Origin of the sequence: Burkholderia sp. JKS000303 (assembly GCF_002563755.1) — a bacterium.
In the GTDB taxonomy this organism is placed as follows: Bacteria; Pseudomonadota; Gammaproteobacteria; order Burkholderiales; family Burkholderiaceae; genus Burkholderia; species Burkholderia anthina_B.
Genome location: NZ_PDBZ01000003.1, coordinates 222,004 through 241,316, shown reverse-complemented (window position 1 = coordinate 241,316; position 19,313 = coordinate 222,004). Strand labels below are relative to the sequence as shown.

Sequence of the window (19,313 nt, the reverse complement as noted above, 5' to 3'; positions counted from 1 at the left end):
GGCGCGCCTTTAGCCGGGCTAGCCGGGGGGCTGGAAGCGGATCGCGACCGGCGTGGACGATATCAACACAAGACGAGAATTACGATGAAAAAGCAAAAGACGATCGGGACGGCATCGAAGATGCTGCTGGCATGGAGCCTGCCGGCACTTGCCGGCGTATCGCTGAGCGGCGTCGCGCGCGCCGACGACGCGGCCCCCGCACCGCTGACGGTCGCGCAGGCCGCGCCGGCCGCGGGCGCGAGCGCGACGGTTGCGCAGGCAACGACCCCGAACGCCATTGTCAACGCCGAAGCAAGCCAGGCCGTCACGCCGCCCGACGAACCGTCGGCGCAATCGAAGGCGAAGGGCTTCATCGCCGACAGCCATCTCGACTTCCTGTTCCGCAACTATTCGGACGTGCTCGACGCGAAGGGCGGCCCGCATCGTCACGCATGGATCCAGGGCGTGATGGCGAACTTCGAGTCCGGCTATACGTCGGGCCTGATTGGCTTCGGCGTGGACGCGTCGGTGTATGCGGCACTGAAGCTCGACGGCGGCCAAGGCGCCGGCAGCATGGTGCACATCGCGAAGGGCGGCGGCGGCGGGAACCAGCTCGCGTGGGCATTCCCCGGCATCTACGACGTGAAGGCGCGGATCTCGAACACGGTGATCAAGTACGGTCTGCAGGCCGTCGACAACCCGTTCATGGAGCAGCACGACAACCGTGCGCTGCCGCCGACGTTCCTCGGTGCGACGATCGTCAGCAATGAATTCAAGAACGTGATGCTCGAAGCCGGTAGCTTCACGAAGAACGATGCGCGTGGCCATACGACGCTCACGAACCTCACGACCCAGTACGGCGGCACGCGCATCAACCGCCTGACCTACGTCGGCGGCACGTGGGACTACTCGCCGAACGGCGAAGTCGCGCTGTACGCGAACCAGGCCGACGACGTGTGGCACCAGTACTACGCGTCGGTGAAGCACAGCATCGGCAGCACGCAGACGATCAAGTGGACGGGCTTCGGCAACGTCTATTCGACGCACGACACGGGCGACGCGCTGCAGGGCAAGATCGACAACAACGCATACAGCTTGTCGCTGGCTGCGCAGCACGGCCCGCACGAGCTGCTGCTCGGCTACCAGCAGATCCTGGGTGACCAGTTCTTCGACTACCTGAACGAAACGAACGGCATCTTCCTGACCAACTCGATGGACGTCGACTACAACGCGCCGCACGAAAAGTCGCTGCAGCTGCGTTACACGTTCTACGGCAAGGAAGCGGGCCTGCCGGGCTTCAAGGCGATGATCTGGGGCGTGACGGGCTGGGGTGCGGACGGCAGCGCGGGTGCGGCGAACGACCCGACCAAGTCGAGCATCTACTGGAGCAACGGCGCGCCGGTGCAGGGCCGTCACCACGAGTTCGGCTTCATCCCGTCGTACACGTTCCAGAGCGGCAAGCTGAAGAACACGAAGGTCACGTTCATCGCGATGTGGCACAACGGTTCCGCGCACTACTCGGACGCGACGAACCGCGAGTACCGCCTGGTCGTGAACGTGCCGCTGCACGCGTTCTGATCGACTGATCGAAGGGGGACGCAATGTCCCCCAACGGTATTTTTAGCGTTACGCGGCCGGCCTGCAGTCAGTGCGATCAGGCCGGCTTGTGCAGGCCCGCCACCGGATCGTTCGCGGCGGGCATGTCTTCCACCAGCGACGTGAGCTGGCGGCCCGTATCGCGCCATGCGTCGAGGCCGCCGCGCAGCGGCAGCGCATCGGTGAAGCCTGCATCGAGCAGGCGCCTGGCCATCAGCGCGGCCGTCACTTCGTTCGGGCACGAGCAGTACACGACGAACCGCTGCGAGAACGGGTAGCGCGCGACGATGTCTTCGATGTGCCGCTCGTCCGCGAACTGCGCACCCGGAATCGTGAACGGGTCGAGCTTGCGGTGCTCCGGCGAGCGGACGTCGAGGACCACCGGCGCCACCGGGTCGCGCAGCAGCCGCTCGAGCTCGTCGACGCCGATCCGTGCGGTCGCGAGCTGGCGGAGCAACGCGCGGCGGCGCATCCAGCGCACGGCCGCATAGATCGCCAGCAGCGCGACGATCACCAGCAATACCGCGCGGCCGAGCCGGCTTGCGCCGGCGAACAGCCAGTCGATCTGCCGGTAGAACACGAGCCCCGCCACCAGCCCGACGATCGTCCACAGCGCGGCGCCGAGCGCGTCGTAGCCGGCGAACGTGCGATAGCGCGTGCCGAGCGCACCGGCCATCGGCACGGAGACGAGCGACAGTCCGGGAATGAAGCGCGCGACCGCCAGCACGCGTACGCCGTAGCGGCCGAAGAAACGTTCGGTCTTCTTCACGCAGGTATCGCGCGACAGCGACAGCCGGCAGATCGTCTTCAGCGTCGTGCCGCCATAACGTCGCCCGGCGAGATACCACGCCGTATCGCCGATCAGCGCGCCGAGCACCGACAGCGCGATCACCGTCACGAGCTGCGAGCCGATCATGTCCGGATGCATCGCGGCCATCGCGCCGAACAGCACGAGCGTCGGCATCGCCGGCACCGGCAGGCCGATGGCTGCCGCAAACACGTTGGCGAAGACGAGAAGCGGCCCGTATTGGGCGACGAGGTCACGGAGCATGACGGCTGGCCGAAAAGGATGGGCGCAGGAGAGGAAGCGCAGATGGGCCGATTATCGGCCATTTTCAACCCGGTGGCGGGAACGACGGAAAGCGCCTGACGGCGGCAGGGAGATGTTGGTGAGCCGGCGCGCTGGGCGCGGCTCACCCTTCGGCAATCAGGAGGGGGTGCGGGCGAGCGAGGCGGCGCCGTGGTTTTCGCCGGGCAGCTCGGCGCCGTGCGAGCGGATCGCCGCGACCAGTTCGGCCGGCGTGATCTCGTAGCGGACCTCGCGATGGATGCCGGGCTTGCGTTCGTCGATCTCGATCAGCAGCACGCTTTTGCCGTCGCCGGTCGCTTCGAGCCGGAGCGAGCGCAATTCGCGGCCGTCGGCCGGGTCGTGTTCGGTGAGCAGGGTCATTGCCCCGGATGAGCCGGAAGTGCGCATCGAACCTATCCTCGTGTCGTGGATGCCGGGTTGGCGAAGATGTCGTTGTAGGTGCAGCTTTGATGAAGTTTAACGCGAACGGGCGGCAACACGGAGCATTTTCGTGGGCTCGAAATGAGGGCTGCACCACCTATCCTTCAGATGTTTGGGCCGCGCCGGGCGGGCGTTTCAGCCGGATCGAGCCGCGCGGCGAGCGGCGAGCGGCGCCCGGCCGGCGCGTTCCCGACCGGGCTGCGGCGGTGCCGTCAGAAGCGGTCGGCGAGCCCCATCGCAGGGTCGCTGACCGAGTGGCGGCCCGTTTCGACGCGGCCGGCCACGCGGCGCGAGAAGCGCGCATCGCTGTCGGCGGTGACGACGAAGTCGTACCAGTGCCCGGTCGAGTCGAGCGTCCAGTGCAGCTCCGACTGGCTGCCGGCGCGCACCGTGACGGTCCACGTCGTGCCCGCGTCGTTGCCGTGCCCGCGCCCCTGGCTGTTGCCGTCCTGGTTGCCGTGATCGTCGTTCGCGCCATGGCCGGACAGGGCGCCGTACACCTTGTTCGACTTCACCGTGAAGCGCACCGTGCCGCCGCCGTCGTTGCGCAGTCGCAGATGCAGGTTGCCGCTCGCGCCCGCATAGCCGACCCGCACTTCCGGTTGCGGTGCACGCGGCCCCGCGAGCCGGGCCAGGTCGCCGGTGAAGCGGCGGTGATAGCCGTTCGGGCCGAGCACCCACAGGTCATATTTACCGCTGTCGTCGGCCTGCGCCGCCCAGTCGCCGCGCAGCGCCTTGCCCGGTTCGACGACGTAGCGGCGCGGCACGCGATCCAGGTGCAGCTTGTCGTACACGTGGAACACCGCCGCCGCGCGGCCGGTGTTCGCGAACTTCAGCGTGACGGTGCCCTTGCCGCCATCGGCCTGCGCGCTCGCATGCAGCTCGTACGGCAGCGCCCGCGACGGGCGCACGCCGGTGGCCTGCGCGGGCAGCGAAGGGGCGGCCGGCGGCGTGATTTTCGGCGCGGCCTGTTGCGCGGCGCTCAGCGCGTCGACCTGGCTTTTCGTCGTGCGGCCCGCGAGCGTCGGCAGCGGTTCGTTGTTCGGCGCGCGGAAGTTGAACGCGCTCGTCAGGTCGCCGCACACCGCGCGGCGGTACGCGCTGATCTGCGGTTCCACGACGCCGAAGCGCTTTTCGAGGAAGAGCAGCGTCGACGTATGGTCGAACACCTGCGAGTTCACCCAGCCGCCGCGGCTCCACGGCGACACCACCCACATCGGCACGCGCGGGCCGGGGCCGTACGGACGGCCGTCGGCCGCCGGCTGGCTCGACGTGGCCGGCGCGAAGTCGTGGTACTCGACGGCCACGTCGGCGTTCGCGAGCGTATGGCCGCCCGCGAGCGTGCCGTCCGCGTTGCGCGACGGCACGGCCGGCGACGGCATGTGATCGAAGAAACCGTCGTTTTCGTCGTAGTTGATCAGCAGGACGGTCTTGCTCCATACGTCCGGATTCGCGGTGAGCGCATCGAGCACCGCCTGCACGTACCACGCGCCCTGTGCGGGGCTCGACGGCCCCGGATGTTCGCTGTACACCGACGGCGGGACGATCCACGACACTTCGGGCAGCTTGCCGTTGCGGATGTCGTCGCGGAACGTTTCGAGGAAGCCGTACGGCATCGTGTTGCCGAAGCCCTTCGCGAGCGGGCTCAACGGATCGTCGATCGCCGGATCGTAGAATGCGCCGGCCGCCGTCACCGGCTGCGTGATGTCCGTCGACGCGACGTACGCGGGCCGGCGCGCGGCCGGCATCTGTTCGATGGCGGCGCGCCAGTGGCGAAAGCTCATCATCTCGTTGCAGCCGAAGTTGTCGATCAGGCTCTGGTACACCTTCCACTTCACGCCGGCTTGCTGCAGCCGGTCGGCGTAGGTTGTCCACGTCCACCCCTGGCTCGACGGGCCGATGTCGTTGCCGCCGTTGAACTGGTTGTTCAGCGCGGCGAGCTTCACGCGGCTGCCGTCGGCCGGGCTGATGCCGTTCGGGCCGTTGGTACCGCTCCAGTAGAACAGGCGGTTGGCGATCGTGCCCGTGTGCATCCCGCAGTGATAGTGGTCGCACAGCGTGAACGCGTCGGCGAGCGCGCGCTGGAATGGTACTTCCGCCGCGTCGTAATAACCCATCGACAGCGGCGTTTTCGCGTCGGGCCAATGGTTCATCCGGCCGTGGTCCCACGCGGCCTGCGCGTCGGCCCACGTGTGCGGCGTGCCGCCCGCGCGCTGCGCGTTGCCCTGGCTCGCATCGAGGTGGTACGGCGTGAAGGTCGTCGCCGGCGTCGTTTGCGTATACGTCTGGTAGAACACGTCGCGGCCGTTCGGCGACGGCACCGCGAAGCGGTCGCCATAACCGCGCACACCCTTGAACGTGCCGAAGTAGCCGTCGAATGCGCGGTTCTCCATCATCAGCAGTACGACGTGCTTGACGTCGTGGAGCGTGCCCGTTTCGTGGAACGCGGGAATCGCGAGCGCGCGGCGGATGCTCGGCGGAAACGCGGACAGCGCGGCGGCGGCGAGGCCTGAAGTGGCGGTCTTCTGAAGGAATGTGCGGCGTGACGTCATGGCGTTCGGATCCTGTGATGGTGGGCGCATGCGTGACCGGGGCCAGCTGCGTCCCATGCGTCGTCCCCCCCGGGACGATCCGCGATGCATGTGCGTTCGAATGCGTCGGCCGTTGCCGCGATCCTGCGCCCGGCACGCATCGTGATGCGAGGGGGAGGATGTCGGCACGTGCCGGCCCGGTGAGTGACGGTCAGGGCGCGGCCCAGTCTAGGACGTGCAGATGACGTCGACGTGATGCGGGCATGACATGGCGCAGCCTGCGCGGATGACGTTGCGGGCGCAACGAATCGGTTGCTGTGGGGGGCGTCGAGACGGCAAGAAATTACCGGTTTGTGTCGGCGGTATCGGGCAGGAATTGCCGATTGCGTGATGTCTGCATGACGCCATGTCGTTGTGTATGCAACTTAACCGGTCAGTTCGATGGCGATGTTTCATTCGCGTGAAATCGGATAAGCTCGATGCGTTGCTGCGTACCAGCGGCATCCTCCGACCGATACTTTCGACGCTACCCAGTCATGACCGATATCACCATTCGGCACAGCGAGATGCACGACATCGACGCGATCCGGCAAATCGTCGCGCACCCCGCGGTGTACCTCAACACGCTGCAGCATCCGTATCCGTCGCACGAGAAATGGCGGCAGCGGCTCGAACGCATTCGCGAACAGGGCGTGAGCCTCGTCGCCGAAATCGACGGCACGGTGGTCGGCCATCTCGGGCTGCATCCTGAACAGAACCCGCGCCGCCGTCATGCCGCGTCGCTGGGGATGATGGTCGATGCGTCCCATCACGGCCGCGGCGTCGGCACCCGGCTGCTCGCGGCGGCGATCGAGCTCGCGGAAAACTGGCTGAACATCACGCGCGTCGAACTGACCGTGTTCGTCGACAACGTCGCGGCGGTCGCACTCTACGAAAAGCACGGATTCCGGATCGAAGGCGAAGCGCCGGACTATGCGCTGCGCGACGGTGTGTATGCGTCGGTGTACCAGATGGCGCGAGTCAAGCAGCGACGGTAAGGCAAGCGCGCGTGCGCGATGCCGCGCGTCATATTCATTCGAGCATTTGTTCGTTTCAAGTGGCCGCGATGAATCGTATCGTCGAGCGATTTGCCGGCCGCCGCGGTGGGGCCTGTTGCGCGATGCGCGTATGCGGCGGCCGGTCGTTGGTGACGTGCCGGTCAGAACGTTGCGCGACCGTCGCTTCCCGCAACCGTCTCTTTCAACGGAACCCGCTTCGATGAAAACCGTTCTCCGGAATCTGACTGCCGCCTGCCTGTTCGCCGCCGCGGGTGCGGCGTTTGCAGCCGCCGCGCCGCAGGGCGCTGCCGTATCGAGCGCATCGCCCGGCGCCGGGCGCCTGCCGCCTGGCATCGCGTGGCAGCAGGGCGACGTCGATGCCGCATTCGCGCTGGCGCCGGACGATTCGGCGCGGATCGAAGGGATCGCCGCGAGCGTGCTTGCGTAGGCCGGCAAGACCCGGGATGCGTTTTACGGCGCGAACCTGCGTGCGCTGACCAAGGTCGTCACGCAGTTGAACCGGTGGCGCGACGGCGGCGCGCACGACGCGTCGGTCCGGTCGGTCGTCAAGCAGTTCGACGGGGTGTGCGCGAAGCTGCCGGCGGGCGATCCGCAGGCAGCGACGTGCGCGACGCTGATCCAGCCCGTGAAGGCATGACGGCGGGCGAGCGTGCCGTCGGGCGGGCCGGAGGCCGCGTGGTTTGGGTTACTGGCCCGACTCCGACGACGCGCCGTGCGCGCTGCCGTAACCGGCACCCTGCTGCCGCGCGATTTTCGCTTCGGCGGAAACGATGCTGGCCGGATAGAACCAGTCGCTCGACTGGAAGCCGGCCTGCTTGAGCGCCTTCACTTCGGCGTGAACCTGGGCACGCGTGAGCGGCGCGTTCGACTGCGCTTGCGCAGCGAGCGGGGCGGAGACGGCCAGGGCGATGGCAACTGCATGGATCAGGCGCTTCATGATCGGGACCTCCATGTTTTCGACGGGGCGGCCGGCCTTCGATCGACGAAGCGGCAGCGGTTGAAAAGAGTGTAGGCCCGGCCGCGCGCGGGAAAAATGCGATCGCTCCCAACGCAGTGTTCTGCTGCCGGCAACAATGGGCGGGGGGTGATGGGGTGGCGAGCGGGGCCGGATGGCGGCGCGTGGTAGCGGGGGGAGGTGCGCGAGGCGGTCGGGGGCCGGGCCGGCTGAATGCCGATTCCGGGTGGCTCGCCGGGGTTTTCCGGCAAACCGATCGGCAAGCGCTGCGCATTGCGGTGCAGGCGTGTCGAACCGACGTAAAGGAAGGGCGCGGGAAGGGTGGGGTGGAGCGCCGGCCGCGTCGATGCGGCCGGGCGAGGTGGGGCGGCGCGTGGCGCGCCGCCCGATGCGCAGGCTTACACGAGGCCCGTTGCGTAGTACACGGCGATCACGAAGAACACCGCGAGCGTCTTGATCACGGTGACCGCGAAGATGTCGCGATACGACTCGCGGTGCGTGAGGCCCGTCACCGCGAGCAGCGTGATGACTGCGCCGTTGTGCGGCAGCGTGTCCATGCCGCCGCTGGCCATCGCCACGACGCGGTGCAGCACTTCCAGCGGAATGTTGGCCGCTTGCGCACCCTTGATGAACAGGTCCGACATCGCGGCGAGCGCGATGCTCATCCCGCCCGACGCCGAGCCGGTGATGCCGGCGAGCGAGCTGACCGACACGGCCGCATTCACGAGCGGGTTCGGAATGCTCTTCAGCGCATCGCTGACGACGAGGAAGCCCGGCAGCGCGGCGATCACGCCACCGAAGCCGTATTCCGACGCCGTGTTCATCGCGGCGAGCAGCGCGCCGGCGACGGCGGCCTTCGAACCTGTCGCGAAGCGGCCGCTGACGCGCTTGAACGCGGTCAGGAGGACCACCACGATGCCGAGCAGCAGCGCGGCTTCGACCGACCAGATCGCGACGACGGTCTTGATCGACGTCGTGACCGGCGCGTGCACGCCGGGCAGCACGTCCGGCGCGACCGTGTACGACGCGGCGCCGTACCACTGCGGGATCAGCTTCGTGAATGCGAAGTTCGACACGCCGACGAGAATCAGCGGCAGGATCGCCAGCGCCGGATTCGGCAGTGACGTCGTTTCGACGCGTTCCGGCTCGTTGAGGAGCGACGTGCCGTAGCCTTCGCCCTTCGCCATCGCGGAACGACGGCGCCATTCCAGATACGTAAGGCCGACGACGATGATGAACAGCGAGCCGATCGTGCCGAGCGCCGGTGCGGCCCAGGCGGTCGTCTTGAAGAACGTGGTCGGGATGATGTTCTGGATCTGCGGGGTGCCGGGCAGCGAGTCCATCGTGAACGAGAACGCGCCGAGTGCGATCGCGCCGGGCATCAGCCGTTTCGGAATGTTGCTCTGGCGATAGAGTTCGGCCGCGAACGGATACACCGCGAACACCACGACGAACAGCGACACGCCGCCATAGGTGAGCAGTGCACACACCGCGACGATCACCGCATTCGCGCGCGAGCGGCCGATGTAGCGGATCGCGGCATGGACGATCGACTCGGAGAACCCGGACAGTTCGATCACCTTGCCGAACACGGCGCCGAGCATGAACACCGGGAAATACAGTTTGACGAAGCCGACCATCTTCTCCATGAAGATCCCGGAGAAGACCGGCGCGACGGCGGCGGGTTCGGTCAGCAGAACCGCGCCGAGCGCGGCGATCGGCGCGAACAGAATCACGCTGTAGCCGCGATACGCGGCGAACATCAGGAACGCCAGCGCGGCGAGGACGATCACGAAAGACAAGGGAGTCTCCTAATGGCTTTGAATGGCTTTGGTTGTTGTTCGATCGCGACGTGTCGCGGACCGGCTCAGGTTCGTGCAGGTTTCGTGCCATAGGCCGGATTACACCGCCGGACAAGGGTCCGACGCTGGCCGGCGGGCCTGCGCCGGCCAATGTCTGATGATTCTACATAAAACGTCTCCAAACGGAGACGCTCCGGCGGTCAGGACAGCCCGTCGAATCGGGCAGGACTTTCCCGGACAAGGCATTCCGGCATGTCTCCAGAGTGAGATAATTCGTCTCGATCCGGAGACATTCGGCCAAGCATACGCGGAGACGACGACACGATGATGAACGACTGGGTTCGCCTGCCGGTCAATTACGGCGACGTGCTGCGGCGCGCCGCCGAGTCGCTGTTTCGGACCTTCGAGGATTCGAGTGCGGGCACGGTGGTTGTCGATCGCGACGCACGCGTCGTGTGGATGAACGAGCGATATGCGGCGCGCTTCGGTTTCGCCGATCCGCAGCAGGCGGTCGGCCTCGATTGCGAAACGGTGATTCCGAACAGCCTGATGCGCGAGGTGGTATCGACCGGGCAGCCGATCCTGCTCGACATCATGGAGACGGGCCGCGAACCGCTGGTCGTCACGCGGCTGCCGTTGAAGAACGAGGCGGGCGAGACGGTCGGCGCGATCGGCTTCGCGTTGTTCGACCAGTTGAAGACGCTCACGCCGATCTTTTCCCGCTACGCGCAGCTTCAGCAGCAGCTGATCGCGACGCAGCGCTCGCTCGCGCAGGCACGCCGCGCCAAGTACACATTCGCGAGCTTCGTCGGCACGAGTGCCGCGAGCCTCGAAACCAAGCGTCAGGCACGGCGTGCCGCGCAGGTCGATTCGCCGGTATTGCTGCTCGGCGAGACGGGCACCGGCAAGGAGCTGCTCGCGCATGCGATCCACGCGGCTTCGGCGCGCGCGCTCCAGCCGCTCGTGACCGTCAACGTCGCCGCGATTCCCGACACGCTGCTCGAAACCGAATTCTTCGGCGCCGCGCCGGGCGCGTATACCGGCGCCGACCGCAAGGGGCGTGTCGGCAAGTTCGAGCTGGCCGATCGCGGCACGCTGTTTCTCGACGAGATCGGCGACATGCCGCTGCCGCTGCAAGGCAAGCTGCTGCGCGTGCTGCAGGACAAGGAGTTCGAACCGGTCGGCTCGAACCGGATCGTGCGCGCGGATGTCCGGATCATCGCCGCGACGTCGGCCGACCTGCCCGCGCTGGTTGCGGCCGGCCGCTTTCGCGCCGATCTCTATTACCGGCTCAACGTGCTGACCATTCACGCGCCGCCGTTGCGCGATCGCGCGTCCGACATTGCCGCGCTCGTCTACGCGACGCTCGAGGAGCTGGCGGCCCAGCACGGTCGCGCCGCGCACTGCGAGCTGACCGACGATGCGCTGCGGATGCTGTGCGCCTACCCGTGGCCGGGCAACGTGCGCGAACTGCGCAATACGCTCGAGCGTGCGCTGATGCTGTCGGATCGCTCGGTGATCGACGCGGGTGTGCTTGCAACGTTCCTCGGTCCGGTACGCGTCGCGCCGGACGGCATGCCGGCGGGCACGCTGCCTGCCGCGGCTGCTGTCGGGGGCGCGGGCGACGCGCCGGTCGTTTCGTATACCGATGCATTGGCCGCGTGGGAGCGCCAGTTCCTGACCGATGCGCTCGCGGCTTGCGACGGGAAGGTGGTGGAAGCGGCGGCGCGCATCGGCATCGGCCGGGCGACGCTCTACAAGAAACTGGCGGCGCTCGGCATCGACCGATAGCGCCGCGCGGCGGGGGCGGTCGCAAGCGAGCGGCCGAACCGCGGCAGTGCCGGATAGGAGGCAGCGATGAAATGCATCCGCATCGCCGGATGGATGACCGTCCTGGTGGCGGCGTCCGCGTTCGCGCAGTCGGGTGATGCCGACGCGCCCGCGGCGCGGCGCAATTGGTACGACGATCCGTTCGTGGCGCTGTCGCAGGACTTTGCCGAGTGCCCGCTGCCGCTCGGCCCGTGGATGACCCGCGCCGAGATGGAGGACGACGCGCATTACCGCGCCGAGCGCGGGACGAGCTGCTGGCTCGCGCACCGCTGCACGAAGTCGAATTCGTATATGTACGACGCCCCGATCGCCGCGGCTGCGAAGACCCGTTTCGACGGCACCGGCCGCTTGCAGGGTACGAGCCTGTGGATCACCGTTCAGCGCCGCTTCATTTATGTCGAAGGGTGCGCGGATCCGGCATTCGATCGGCAGGCCTTGCAACGTGAACTCGCCGCGCTTCCCGACGTCGAACGGGTTTTCGTTCGCATCACCGACGATCCGCACGGCGCGCTGCCGTACAAGACGCGCGGCCAGCCTGACAGGACGCCCGACTGAACGGTGGAAGACGGTGCATGGCATACTCGCGGGATTCAGAAAAAGGTTGACGGAAAGAACAATGAAACACATGCTTGCGTCGGTCTGTCGGTGGCCTCGAACGCATTGGCGTCAGGCCGGATTGTTGGCCCTGGTCGCGGGGCTTGGCGGGTGTGGCGGCGGTGCGCCGCTGTTCACTTCAGACGGGCGCCCGACGACACAGGTGCAGTGCACGGGCAACGACTGGAGCAATTGCACGGACAATGCCCGCGCCATCTGCAACGGGGAATTCGACATCCTCGATCAATCGACTGATGACGCCGTGCGAAATCTTCTCTTCGCATGCAAGAAGAAGAGCGGCTACTGATCCCGAAATGACCGGGTGACGGATCTAAATCGGGAGAAGCGCTTTTCTATTCGCTTGGAGTCGGTTATTTTTCATGAATAACACTCACGGAATTCCATCCATATGGCGACCTACAGGCAACTGACTGCGCAGCTCGAAAGGCTTCAGCAAAAAATCGACAAGGAACGTGAAAAGGCGATTACCGATGCGATTGCCGCGATTCGAGCCAAAATCGAGGAATTCGACATTACGGCAGAGGAACTCGGCTTTCGTCCGATAGGCGCCGCCGCTGCCGCAAAGCCGAAGCGTCCGTTGCCGCCGAAATACCTGAATCCGAAGACCGGCGAAACGTGGAGCGGCCGCGGCCGTGCCCCGGCGTGGCTCGGCAAGAACCGCGCGCGTTTCCTGATCAAGGACTGACTCCCGAAAAACCTCACCTTTCGTGCGTCGACTGACGGTGCGAGCGGCTAACCGGCCGTCGCACCGTTTTGTTTTTGTGCCGTTGCCGGGCGATTCCGGCCAGCGACTCGAACGACAATACCGTGCGATTAGCGGATTCCGTTTTGCGAATTCACGGCAATTCGACCGGATATCGCGGCGAATTGCGGTAAACAGCCCGGCAATTACGTTGCACTCGCGCCTCGGCATTCGCGCGTTTCGCGGTGCTGACGGACTGCCGATGGCTTTCACCGTTCGCGCATTTACGCAGCGCCGCGCGCAATTCCCGAATGTGCTCACCATGGCTCCTGTAAATCCTCACCTTTGAGGAGGCGACCGGATCGCCGCATCGTGTCGCCTTCGCCCGGACCGTCGTGCGAAGGCATCGGTTACGGGCCCATGTTGCAAGTGTTGAGGCGCGCCGCACAGTCGGCCGTTCGGCATATAGGCAGCCGCATCCGGTTCGCCTATGCTTGGAGTTCGCGTCGACCGGCGCACGGCCATCCGTGCTCGTGTACCGGTCGGGTCGTCTTTCGTTACCGTATGGAGCCGATGTGACCGTTCGCCATCTCGATGCGTTGTTCCAGCCCAAGTCCGTTGCGGTCGTCGGTGCATCGTTGCGCGCGGGAAGTTTCGGCGCGATCGTATGGGCGCGCGTGATCGACGGCGCATTCGAGGGGCCCATATGGCCCGTCAATCCGAAGTATCGCGAGCTGAACGGGCATCCGGTCATTGCCGATGTCGAACGCTTGCCCGCACCGCCTTCGGTCGCCGTGATCTGCACGCCGCCCGCTACGTGGGCCGGCATCGTGCGCAAGCTCGGCGAACTCGGCACGCGCGTCGCGGTGATCGTCGGCGAGGCGCGCACCGATGCGGATCGGGCCGCGCTCGATCGCACGCTCAAGGCCGCGAAGCCGTTCGTGCTCCGTATCGTCGGGCCGGGCAGCCTCGGCGTGCTGTCGCCCGCGCGCCATGCGCATTTCGGCGCGCCTGCCTATACCGCGCGAGCGGGCGGCGTCGCGTGGGTGTCGCAATCGAACGCGCTGACGAACGCGGTGCTGGGCTGGGCCGATGCGCGGGGGCTCGGCTTCTCGCATGTCGTCGCGCTCGGCAGCGAGGCCGACGTCGATGCGGGCGACGTGCTCGACTACCTGGCGAGCGATCCCGGCACGCGCGCGATCCTGCTCGAACTCGACACCGTGTGCGCCGCGCGCAAGTTCATGTCGGCCGCGCGCGCGGCGGCGCGCAACAAGCCGGTGCTGGCGCTGCGCACCGGGCGCGCGGATCCCGGCGATGCGCTGTACACGGCCGCTTTCCAGCGTGCGGGGATGGTGCGTGTCGATGCGCTCGACGATCTGCTCGACGAGATCGAGACGCTCGGTGTCGGGCGGGTCACCGCGCGCGGCGCGGCGACGCTCGTGACCAGCGACGCGGGCGTCGCGAAACTCGCGGTCGATGCGGTCGCCGAGGTGCGCGACGTGCTGGCCGACTGGCCGGCGGCGGCAACGTCGGCGGTGGCGGCCGCGTTGCCGCATCTCGTCGCTCCCGGCAATCCGCTCACGTTGGGCGACGACGCGCGTCCCGAGCATTTCGGGGCGGCCATCAAGGCGCTTGCGCCGTTTCCGCAGACGGGCACGCTGTTCGTCGTTCATTCGACGTCCCACAGCGCGCCGGCCGATGCCGTCGCGCGCACGCTGATCGAATCGCGGCAGCATGCGTATCGCGGCATCCTGGCGTGTTTCTTCGGCGCGGTCGACGCGGCGACGCGCGACGCGCTGCACGCGAACGGCATCCCGGTCCACACGACACCGCAGCGGCTTGCACGCGCCTACGCGCGTCTCGTCGATTACAACCTCGGGCGGCAGTTGCTGATGCAGACCCCCGAGGGCACGCCGCCACAGCCGGCCGAGTGCGTCGCCTCCGCACAGGCCGACGCTCGGCGGATGGTCGAGGCCGGCGAGCATGAACTGGCCGGCGACGCCGCGCTGCGCTGGCTGTCGCACTTCGGCCTGCACGGCGAGCCGGCCGATGCACCGGCCGGCGCCAGGGTCGTCGATGTCACGGTCGACATGTATGACGATGCGAATTTCGGCCCGGTGTTCCGCTATGCCGTGCCGCCCGCGGACGGTGTATCGGCGCCGTTCGTCGTGTATGGGTTGCCGCCGCTGAATACCGTGCTCGCGCGTGCGGTGATGGAGCGTTCGGCTTATGCGCGTCGCACGCCCGTCGAGCCGACGCTCGGCGCGCTGACGGCGTTGTCGCAAGTCGTGTGCGACGTCCGCGAAGTGGTCGCGATGTCGATCACGCTGCGCGTGCTGTCCGATCGCGCATACATCATCGCGCCGCGCGTCACGCTGGCCACCGGGCGCAGCCGGCTCGCGATCATGCCGTATCCGCGTCATCTGGAGCAGACGCTCGAATGGCGCGGCGAGACCGTGACGATCCGCCCGATCCGTCCGGAAGACGAGGAGGCGCACAACGAGCTGCTGGGTGCGATGACGCCGGACGATCTGCGCATGCGCTTCTTCGGCGCGGTGCGTAGCTTCGATCACTCGCAAGTCGCGCGCATGACGCAGATCGACTACGACCGTGAGATGGCCTTCATCGTAGCGTTCACCGATGTGTCGGGCCGGTCGCATACGCTCGCGGTGGCGCGCGCGGTCGCCGACCCCGACAACGAGACCGCGGAGTTCGCGATCGCGGTGCGGCCCGACCAGAAGGGCAAGGGGCTCGGCCGTCTGATGATGACCCGCATCATCGACTATGCGCGATCGCGCGGCACGGCATGGATGATCGGCGAAGCGCTGCGCGAGAACACGGCGATGATCTCGCTGGCGAAGTCATGCGGCTTCGCGACATCGACGACGGAGGAGCCGGGCGTGGTGGGCTTCAGAATGAAGCTGCAACCCTAGTCGCGCGTAACGCGCATCCGGCCGAGCGAGGATGCGTGGACACGCGAGGCGGCACGGCACGGTTCGCACGGCATCCGCGATGCTCATTCACAGCCGACTGTGCCGATTTGCCATACTTCGGAATGCAGAGCATCAACGCGCGACCGAATACACGAAGCGGTATGGCTCTCGCGATCGGCGGGAAACGACGAATGCGTCGGGACACAGCATTCGCATCCGGTTTGCCGCGAGCTTCGATGACGTCCGCGTGTAGACCATTCCGGCGACGTATTCGAGCACGCTGCCCCCCGTATTCCGCACCTTCTGCATCGGCAATATCGAAAAGGTGAGACTTTTCGGGAGCAGTCGGTGAGCTTTTCCGGGACGCATGAGGTGAGCCGATACGGGAGCTGTTCGGTGAGCCTTCCCGGGGACTGGCGGTGAGTGCTTGCGGGAAACCCCGGTGAGCCTTTCCGGGAGGGCCTGCAGCGCATTTGCGCAACGCGTCGGTGAGGGCTTTCGGGACACGCAGGTGAGCGTCTCCGGGAGCCTTTGGTGAGCTTTTTCGGGAGGTATTGGTGAGCGCTTACGGGACACCAAGGTGAGACTTTTCGGGAGCCTGAAAACGGAGCGCTCCGGCTGGCGCGGCGCCGGCGTTTGCCGGCGTCCGCGTCAGGGTAGGCACGCATGAACTGTGCCCGAGGCGAGGTTTACGCAGCGAGTTTTGCCGCTGCGTCGTTCACCTGGTCGCGGGAAATCGCGAGTTCTTCGAGGTGCGTTTCGGCATACATGCCACCGGTTTCGCGTTCGAGGCGGGCGATCGTCAGCGCACAGCGTGCGGCGTCCTTCGGCATGGCGATGAAGCGTTTGACCGACTCGCCGGACGTGAATGCGTCGAACAGCGCGGCGCGCACGTCGTCCGGAAGCGTCTTGGTCCACTGGTACGGCTTGCCGTTGAACGTGATCGACGGCGGCAGCGTGCGTTCCTTCTTCGTGGCCGTGATGAGCCCGTAGGTGCGCGCGGCGTCGCCGATCTGCTCGGGCGAGAAGAGTTCGTCGGGCGTGATGTCGAACTGTTCGATGTAGTTCTCGATCGCCTGCATCGCTGCGGCACGATCGTCGCGCTTCTGCTGCGCGCGCGCGACGATGTCGCGCAGCTCGTCCGCTTCCTCGGGCGTGATCGTGAAGCTCGCCTGCTTCTGCTGAAGTTCGGAGAAACGCTGGAATTCTTGATCGTTCAGAAGTTTGGCCATGACATCCATCGGATACGGCAGCCGCGACAGCCGGCCGCCGTAGTTTTTGAGAGGGCCGCTATTCTAGCGTAGCGCCGGGGCCTGCCCGGCAACGCCCCGCGGAATGCCCGCGCAAGCCTGCGCCACCACGGCCCCTCTCGCCTTGCACGTTTGCCCGGCAGCCCGACGAAGTGCCCGTCCGGCCGCCTTCGACCTCAACCCGCGTCAGTACGTCTCCGCGCGGCACATCGACAGACGGCCGGCCGTATCGCGCAGCCCGTCGACGACCGCATCGACGGACGGCGCCATGTGCGTATCGATCCGGCGCATGTACGGGCAGGTGAGCACCGCGATTGCATGGCCGGACGGGCCGAGGATCGGCGTGCTCAGGTCGGTGACGCCGTACGCCTGCCGGCTGTCCTGGCGCACGTAGCCCGACTGGCGGATCGACAGGCAGGCGAGCGCGAGCTCCTGCTCGTTCATCGGCGCTTCGCCCTTGACCTTGCGGTGCTCGGCCAGCATGTCCGCGCGCTGCTCGGAACCCTGGAACGACAGCATCACGCGGCCTGACGCCGTATCGGCGAGCCCGACGCGCGAGCCGAGGCGCACCGATACGCCCCATGAGCCGGGGCCGTCGACCTGCGCGATCACGAGCAGATTGCCGCGATCGTAGACGGACAAATGGCACGACTGTTCGGCGGAATCGGCGAAACGCTGCATCAGCGGCAACGCCTCGGCGATCAGCCGGTTCATCGGCGGATGCCGGTGCGCGAGCGCGAACAGCTTGAGACTGAGGGTGTAGCGATCACCGCTGCTCGAGCGCATCACGTAGCGGCGTGCCACGAGACGTTCGAGCATCCGGTAGATCTCGCTTGCGTTGCGGCCGAGTTCCTTCGTGATCTCGGTGCGAGTGAGTCCTTCCTTTTGTTCCGACAGGAGTTCGAGAATGTCGAGACCCTTGTCCAGAGCGGGCGCGCGATAGCGGTCGGTCGCGCCCATCGACTCCCGTGCGTCGCTGCCTAGAAACGGGGTGTTGGTCGTTTGCGTCATGGGTATGAGGTCAGTGAATTTCCGATCGACAGGCGACGCACGCTGGCCGATATCACACACGGAACCGTTGGCCCCGGATGTGGATGGAAGCACCATCCGTCCGAGCTTAACAACAAACTTTCAGTGTGCAATGCAGCGTCTTTTTACCAATCGTTACCGATTAAGAACGGATCAACTGTCGTTTCCGATGACAGGGTCGCAACGAATATTGCCTATTCATTCTCCCCATGCCGGTACAACGCGTATTTCGACGTCGCGCAAGCGTGGCGGCGGCTCCGATGCTGCGCTGCAGCGCCGGCGGTTGCCCCAATAGTCGGTATCCGTCGCGGGTCATTTCATTGCGGGCGGCGGATGGTACAAAGAGCGGCGGGCCAGCGACGGCGCGGCCGCGCGTGAAGCCGGCCGGTCGGGTCGGCACATGGCGCGGATGCCGGGCCGTCGTCGCCGATGCGCAGACCGGCGGCCGCCCGTTCGATGCGCGTCGCACTTCGGTGCGGCGCCGCGATCGCTGCGCCCGCGCGAGCTTCGCGCGTCGAATGGCCTGCCGGCGATGGCGCCGATGCGCGCCATCGACGATCGACATTCAGTCCGGCGCGTGGCTGTGAACGGCTGCGTCGGCCGGTATCCTGTCACATTCGACAACAGAGGTTGAGCACGATGAAACTGCTTCGCTATGGTCCGTCCGGCCAGGAAAAGCCCGGTATTCTCGACGCGGACGGCCGGATTCGCGACCTGTCCGCGCACGTGCCGGATCTTGCCGGCGACGTGCTGTCCGACGCCGGTCTCGCGCGCTTGCGTGCGATCGATCCGGCCACGCTGCCGCTCGTATCCGGCGAGCCGCGCATCGGCGCGTGCGTCGGCCGTGTCGGCAAATTCATCGGCATCGGCTTGAACTATGCCGACCACGCGGCCGAAGCCGGCATGCCGGTGCCGAAGGAGCCGGTGGTGTTCGGCAAGTGGACGAGTTCGATCTGCGGCCCGAACGACGGCATCGACATCCCGAAGGGCTCCGTGAAGACGGACTGGGAAGTCGAACTGGGCGTCGTGATCGGCGCGGCCTGCAAGGACGTCGACGAAGCGCGCGCGCTCGATTACGTCGCGGGCTATTGCGTCGTCAACGACGTGTCCGAGCGCGAATGGCAGATCGAGCGCGGCGGCCAGTGGGACAAGGGCAAGGGCTTCGACACGTTCGGCCCGATCGGCCCGTGGCTCGTCACGCGCGACGAGGTGCCGGATCCGCAGCGCCTCGACCTGTGGCTCGAAATCGACGGCCACCGCTATCAGAACGGTAACACGCGCACGATGGTGTTCAGCGTCGCGCAACTGATCGCCTATCTGTCGACCTGCATGACGCTGCAACCGGGCGACGTGATCACGACCGGCACGCCGCCGGGCGTCGGGATGGGCATCAAGCCGACGCCGGTGTTCCTGAAGCCCGGCCAGATGGTACGCCTCGGGATCGACGGGCTCGGCGAGCAACTGCAGAGCACGCGCGGCGCGCAGTAACCGCGGGTGCGGGGCGGGGTGCCGGCGCAACCCGGCGGCCTCCCGGCCTGCGCAC

15 protein-coding genes and 1 pseudogene are annotated in these 19,313 nt (G+C 66.8%); 9 read left to right on the top strand and 7 right to left on the bottom strand.

Features of this window, described 5'->3' with window-relative positions:
• The first annotated feature begins 84 nt into the window (after positions 1 to 84).
• Positions 85 to 1,557: an OprD family porin gene (locus tag BX604_RS28950; RefSeq protein ID WP_098554274.1), complete on the top strand. Its 1,473-nt coding sequence runs from the start codon at positions 85 to 87 to the stop codon at positions 1,555 to 1,557.
• A 76-nt stretch (positions 1,558 to 1,633) separates the two neighbouring features.
• Here BX604_RS28950 and BX604_RS28945 read toward each other — a convergent pair whose 3' ends face one another.
• The 3 genes from BX604_RS28945 to BX604_RS28930 all read right to left on the bottom strand — a co-directional run bounded on the left by BX604_RS28945 (position 1,634) and on the right by BX604_RS28930 (position 5,637).
• Positions 1,634 to 2,626 carry a DedA family protein/thiosulfate sulfurtransferase GlpE gene (locus tag BX604_RS28945; protein WP_098554273.1) on the bottom strand — a complete coding sequence of 331 codons (993 nt, stop codon included), beginning with the start codon at positions 2,624 to 2,626 and terminating at the stop codon, positions 1,634 to 1,636.
• A gap of 156 nt (positions 2,627 to 2,782) precedes the next feature.
• Positions 2,783 to 3,052, bottom strand: coding sequence for a hypothetical protein (locus tag BX604_RS28935; RefSeq protein WP_098554272.1), 270 nt, complete (start codon positions 3,050 to 3,052; stop codon positions 2,783 to 2,785).
• Positions 3,053 to 3,297: 245 nt separating this feature from the next.
• Positions 3,298 to 5,637 (bottom strand): phosphocholine-specific phospholipase C, encoded by a 2,340-nt coding sequence (locus BX604_RS28930; RefSeq protein WP_098554271.1) that lies wholly within the window; start codon positions 5,635 to 5,637, stop codon positions 3,298 to 3,300.
• A gap of 515 nt (positions 5,638 to 6,152) precedes the next feature.
• Here BX604_RS28930 and BX604_RS28925 point away from each other — a divergent pair.
• Entirely contained in the window at positions 6,153 to 6,653 is a 501-nt protein-coding gene (locus BX604_RS28925) for a GNAT family N-acetyltransferase (RefSeq protein WP_098554270.1), read from the top strand.
• A 382-nt stretch (positions 6,654 to 7,035) separates the two neighbouring features.
• Positions 7,036 to 7,311 (top strand): annotated as a pseudogene (locus BX604_RS28920) (thioredoxin family protein); the annotation flags it as partial.
• Positions 7,312 to 7,359: 48 nt separating this feature from the next.
• Here the strand turns inward: BX604_RS28920 and BX604_RS28915 are convergent.
• Positions 7,360 to 7,611 (bottom strand): DUF4148 domain-containing protein, encoded by a 252-nt coding sequence (locus tag BX604_RS28915; protein ID WP_098555059.1) that lies wholly within the window; start codon positions 7,609 to 7,611, stop codon positions 7,360 to 7,362.
• A 416-nt stretch (positions 7,612 to 8,027) separates the two neighbouring features.
• A complete protein-coding gene (locus tag BX604_RS28910; protein ID WP_098554269.1) occupies positions 8,028 to 9,431 on the bottom strand; it encodes a GntP family permease in 1,404 nt (467 codons plus the stop codon).
• Positions 9,432 to 9,755: 324 nt separating this feature from the next.
• On the opposite strand from BX604_RS28910, the gene BX604_RS28905 reads away from it, so the two are divergent.
• From BX604_RS28905 to BX604_RS28885, 5 genes are all read left to right on the top strand, one after another.
• On the top strand, positions 9,756 to 11,222 hold the full coding sequence (locus BX604_RS28905) for a sigma-54 interaction domain-containing protein (protein ID WP_098554268.1): 1,467 nt from the start codon (positions 9,756 to 9,758) through the stop codon (positions 11,220 to 11,222).
• A gap of 66 nt (positions 11,223 to 11,288) precedes the next feature.
• Positions 11,289 to 11,816, top strand: coding sequence for a BON domain-containing protein (locus BX604_RS28900; protein ID WP_098554267.1), 528 nt, complete (start codon positions 11,289 to 11,291; stop codon positions 11,814 to 11,816).
• A 61-nt stretch (positions 11,817 to 11,877) separates the two neighbouring features.
• Positions 11,878 to 12,162, top strand: a complete 285-nt coding sequence (locus BX604_RS28895; RefSeq protein WP_172441939.1) for a hypothetical protein — start codon at positions 11,878 to 11,880, stop codon at positions 12,160 to 12,162.
• Positions 12,163 to 12,264: 102 nt separating this feature from the next.
• A complete protein-coding gene (locus BX604_RS28890) occupies positions 12,265 to 12,561 on the top strand; it encodes an H-NS histone family protein (protein WP_098554266.1) in 297 nt (98 codons plus the stop codon).
• A 572-nt stretch (positions 12,562 to 13,133) separates the two neighbouring features.
• Entirely contained in the window at positions 13,134 to 15,491 is a 2,358-nt protein-coding gene (locus tag BX604_RS28885; RefSeq protein WP_098554265.1) for a GNAT family N-acetyltransferase, read from the top strand.
• A gap of 689 nt (positions 15,492 to 16,180) precedes the next feature.
• Here BX604_RS28885 and BX604_RS28880 read toward each other — a convergent pair.
• On the bottom strand, positions 16,181 to 16,732 hold the full coding sequence (locus BX604_RS28880) for a hypothetical protein (protein ID WP_098554264.1): 552 nt from the start codon (positions 16,730 to 16,732) through the stop codon (positions 16,181 to 16,183).
• Positions 16,733 to 16,927: 195 nt separating this feature from the next.
• The gene (locus BX604_RS28875; protein WP_175801317.1) at positions 16,928 to 17,752 is read right to left on the bottom strand and encodes an IclR family transcriptional regulator; all 825 of its coding nucleotides are present in this window, start codon (positions 17,750 to 17,752) and stop codon (positions 16,928 to 16,930) included.
• A gap of 657 nt (positions 17,753 to 18,409) precedes the next feature.
• Between BX604_RS28875 and BX604_RS28865 the strand changes: the two genes are divergently transcribed.
• On the top strand, positions 18,410 to 19,258 hold the full coding sequence (locus BX604_RS28865) for an ureidoglycolate lyase (protein WP_098554262.1): 849 nt from the start codon (positions 18,410 to 18,412) through the stop codon (positions 19,256 to 19,258).
• Positions 19,259 to 19,313: the final 55 nt, after the last annotated feature.

Excerpts from the sequence above, each read along its gene's own strand:
- BX604_RS28915 (WP_098555059.1), bottom strand. The coding sequence starts at position 7,611 with ATGAAGCGCCTGATCCATGCAGTTGCCATCGCCCTGGCCGTCTCCGCC.
- BX604_RS28905 (WP_098554268.1), top strand. The coding sequence starts at position 9,756 with ATGATGAACGACTGGGTTCGCCTGCCGGTCAATTACGGCGACGTGCTG.
- BX604_RS28895 (WP_172441939.1), top strand. The coding sequence starts at position 11,878 with ATGAAACACATGCTTGCGTCGGTCTGTCGGTGGCCTCGAACGCATTGG.
- BX604_RS28935 (WP_098554272.1), bottom strand. The coding sequence starts at position 3,052 with ATGCGCACTTCCGGCTCATCCGGGGCAATGACCCTGCTCACCGAACAC.
- BX604_RS28890 (WP_098554266.1), top strand. The coding sequence starts at position 12,265 with ATGGCGACCTACAGGCAACTGACTGCGCAGCTCGAAAGGCTTCAGCAA.
- BX604_RS28945 (WP_098554273.1), bottom strand. The coding sequence starts at position 2,626 with ATGCTCCGTGACCTCGTCGCCCAATACGGGCCGCTTCTCGTCTTCGCC.
- BX604_RS28875 (WP_175801317.1), bottom strand. The coding sequence starts at position 17,752 with ATGACGCAAACGACCAACACCCCGTTTCTAGGCAGCGACGCACGGGAG.
- BX604_RS28900 (WP_098554267.1), top strand. The coding sequence starts at position 11,289 with ATGAAATGCATCCGCATCGCCGGATGGATGACCGTCCTGGTGGCGGCG.
- BX604_RS28950 (WP_098554274.1), top strand. The coding sequence starts at position 85 with ATGAAAAAGCAAAAGACGATCGGGACGGCATCGAAGATGCTGCTGGCA.
- BX604_RS28930 (WP_098554271.1), bottom strand. The coding sequence starts at position 5,637 with ATGACGTCACGCCGCACATTCCTTCAGAAGACCGCCACTTCAGGCCTC.
- BX604_RS28880 (WP_098554264.1), bottom strand. The coding sequence starts at position 16,732 with ATGGATGTCATGGCCAAACTTCTGAACGATCAAGAATTCCAGCGTTTC.
- BX604_RS28925 (WP_098554270.1), top strand. The coding sequence starts at position 6,153 with ATGACCGATATCACCATTCGGCACAGCGAGATGCACGACATCGACGCG.
- BX604_RS28865 (WP_098554262.1), top strand. The coding sequence starts at position 18,410 with ATGAAACTGCTTCGCTATGGTCCGTCCGGCCAGGAAAAGCCCGGTATT.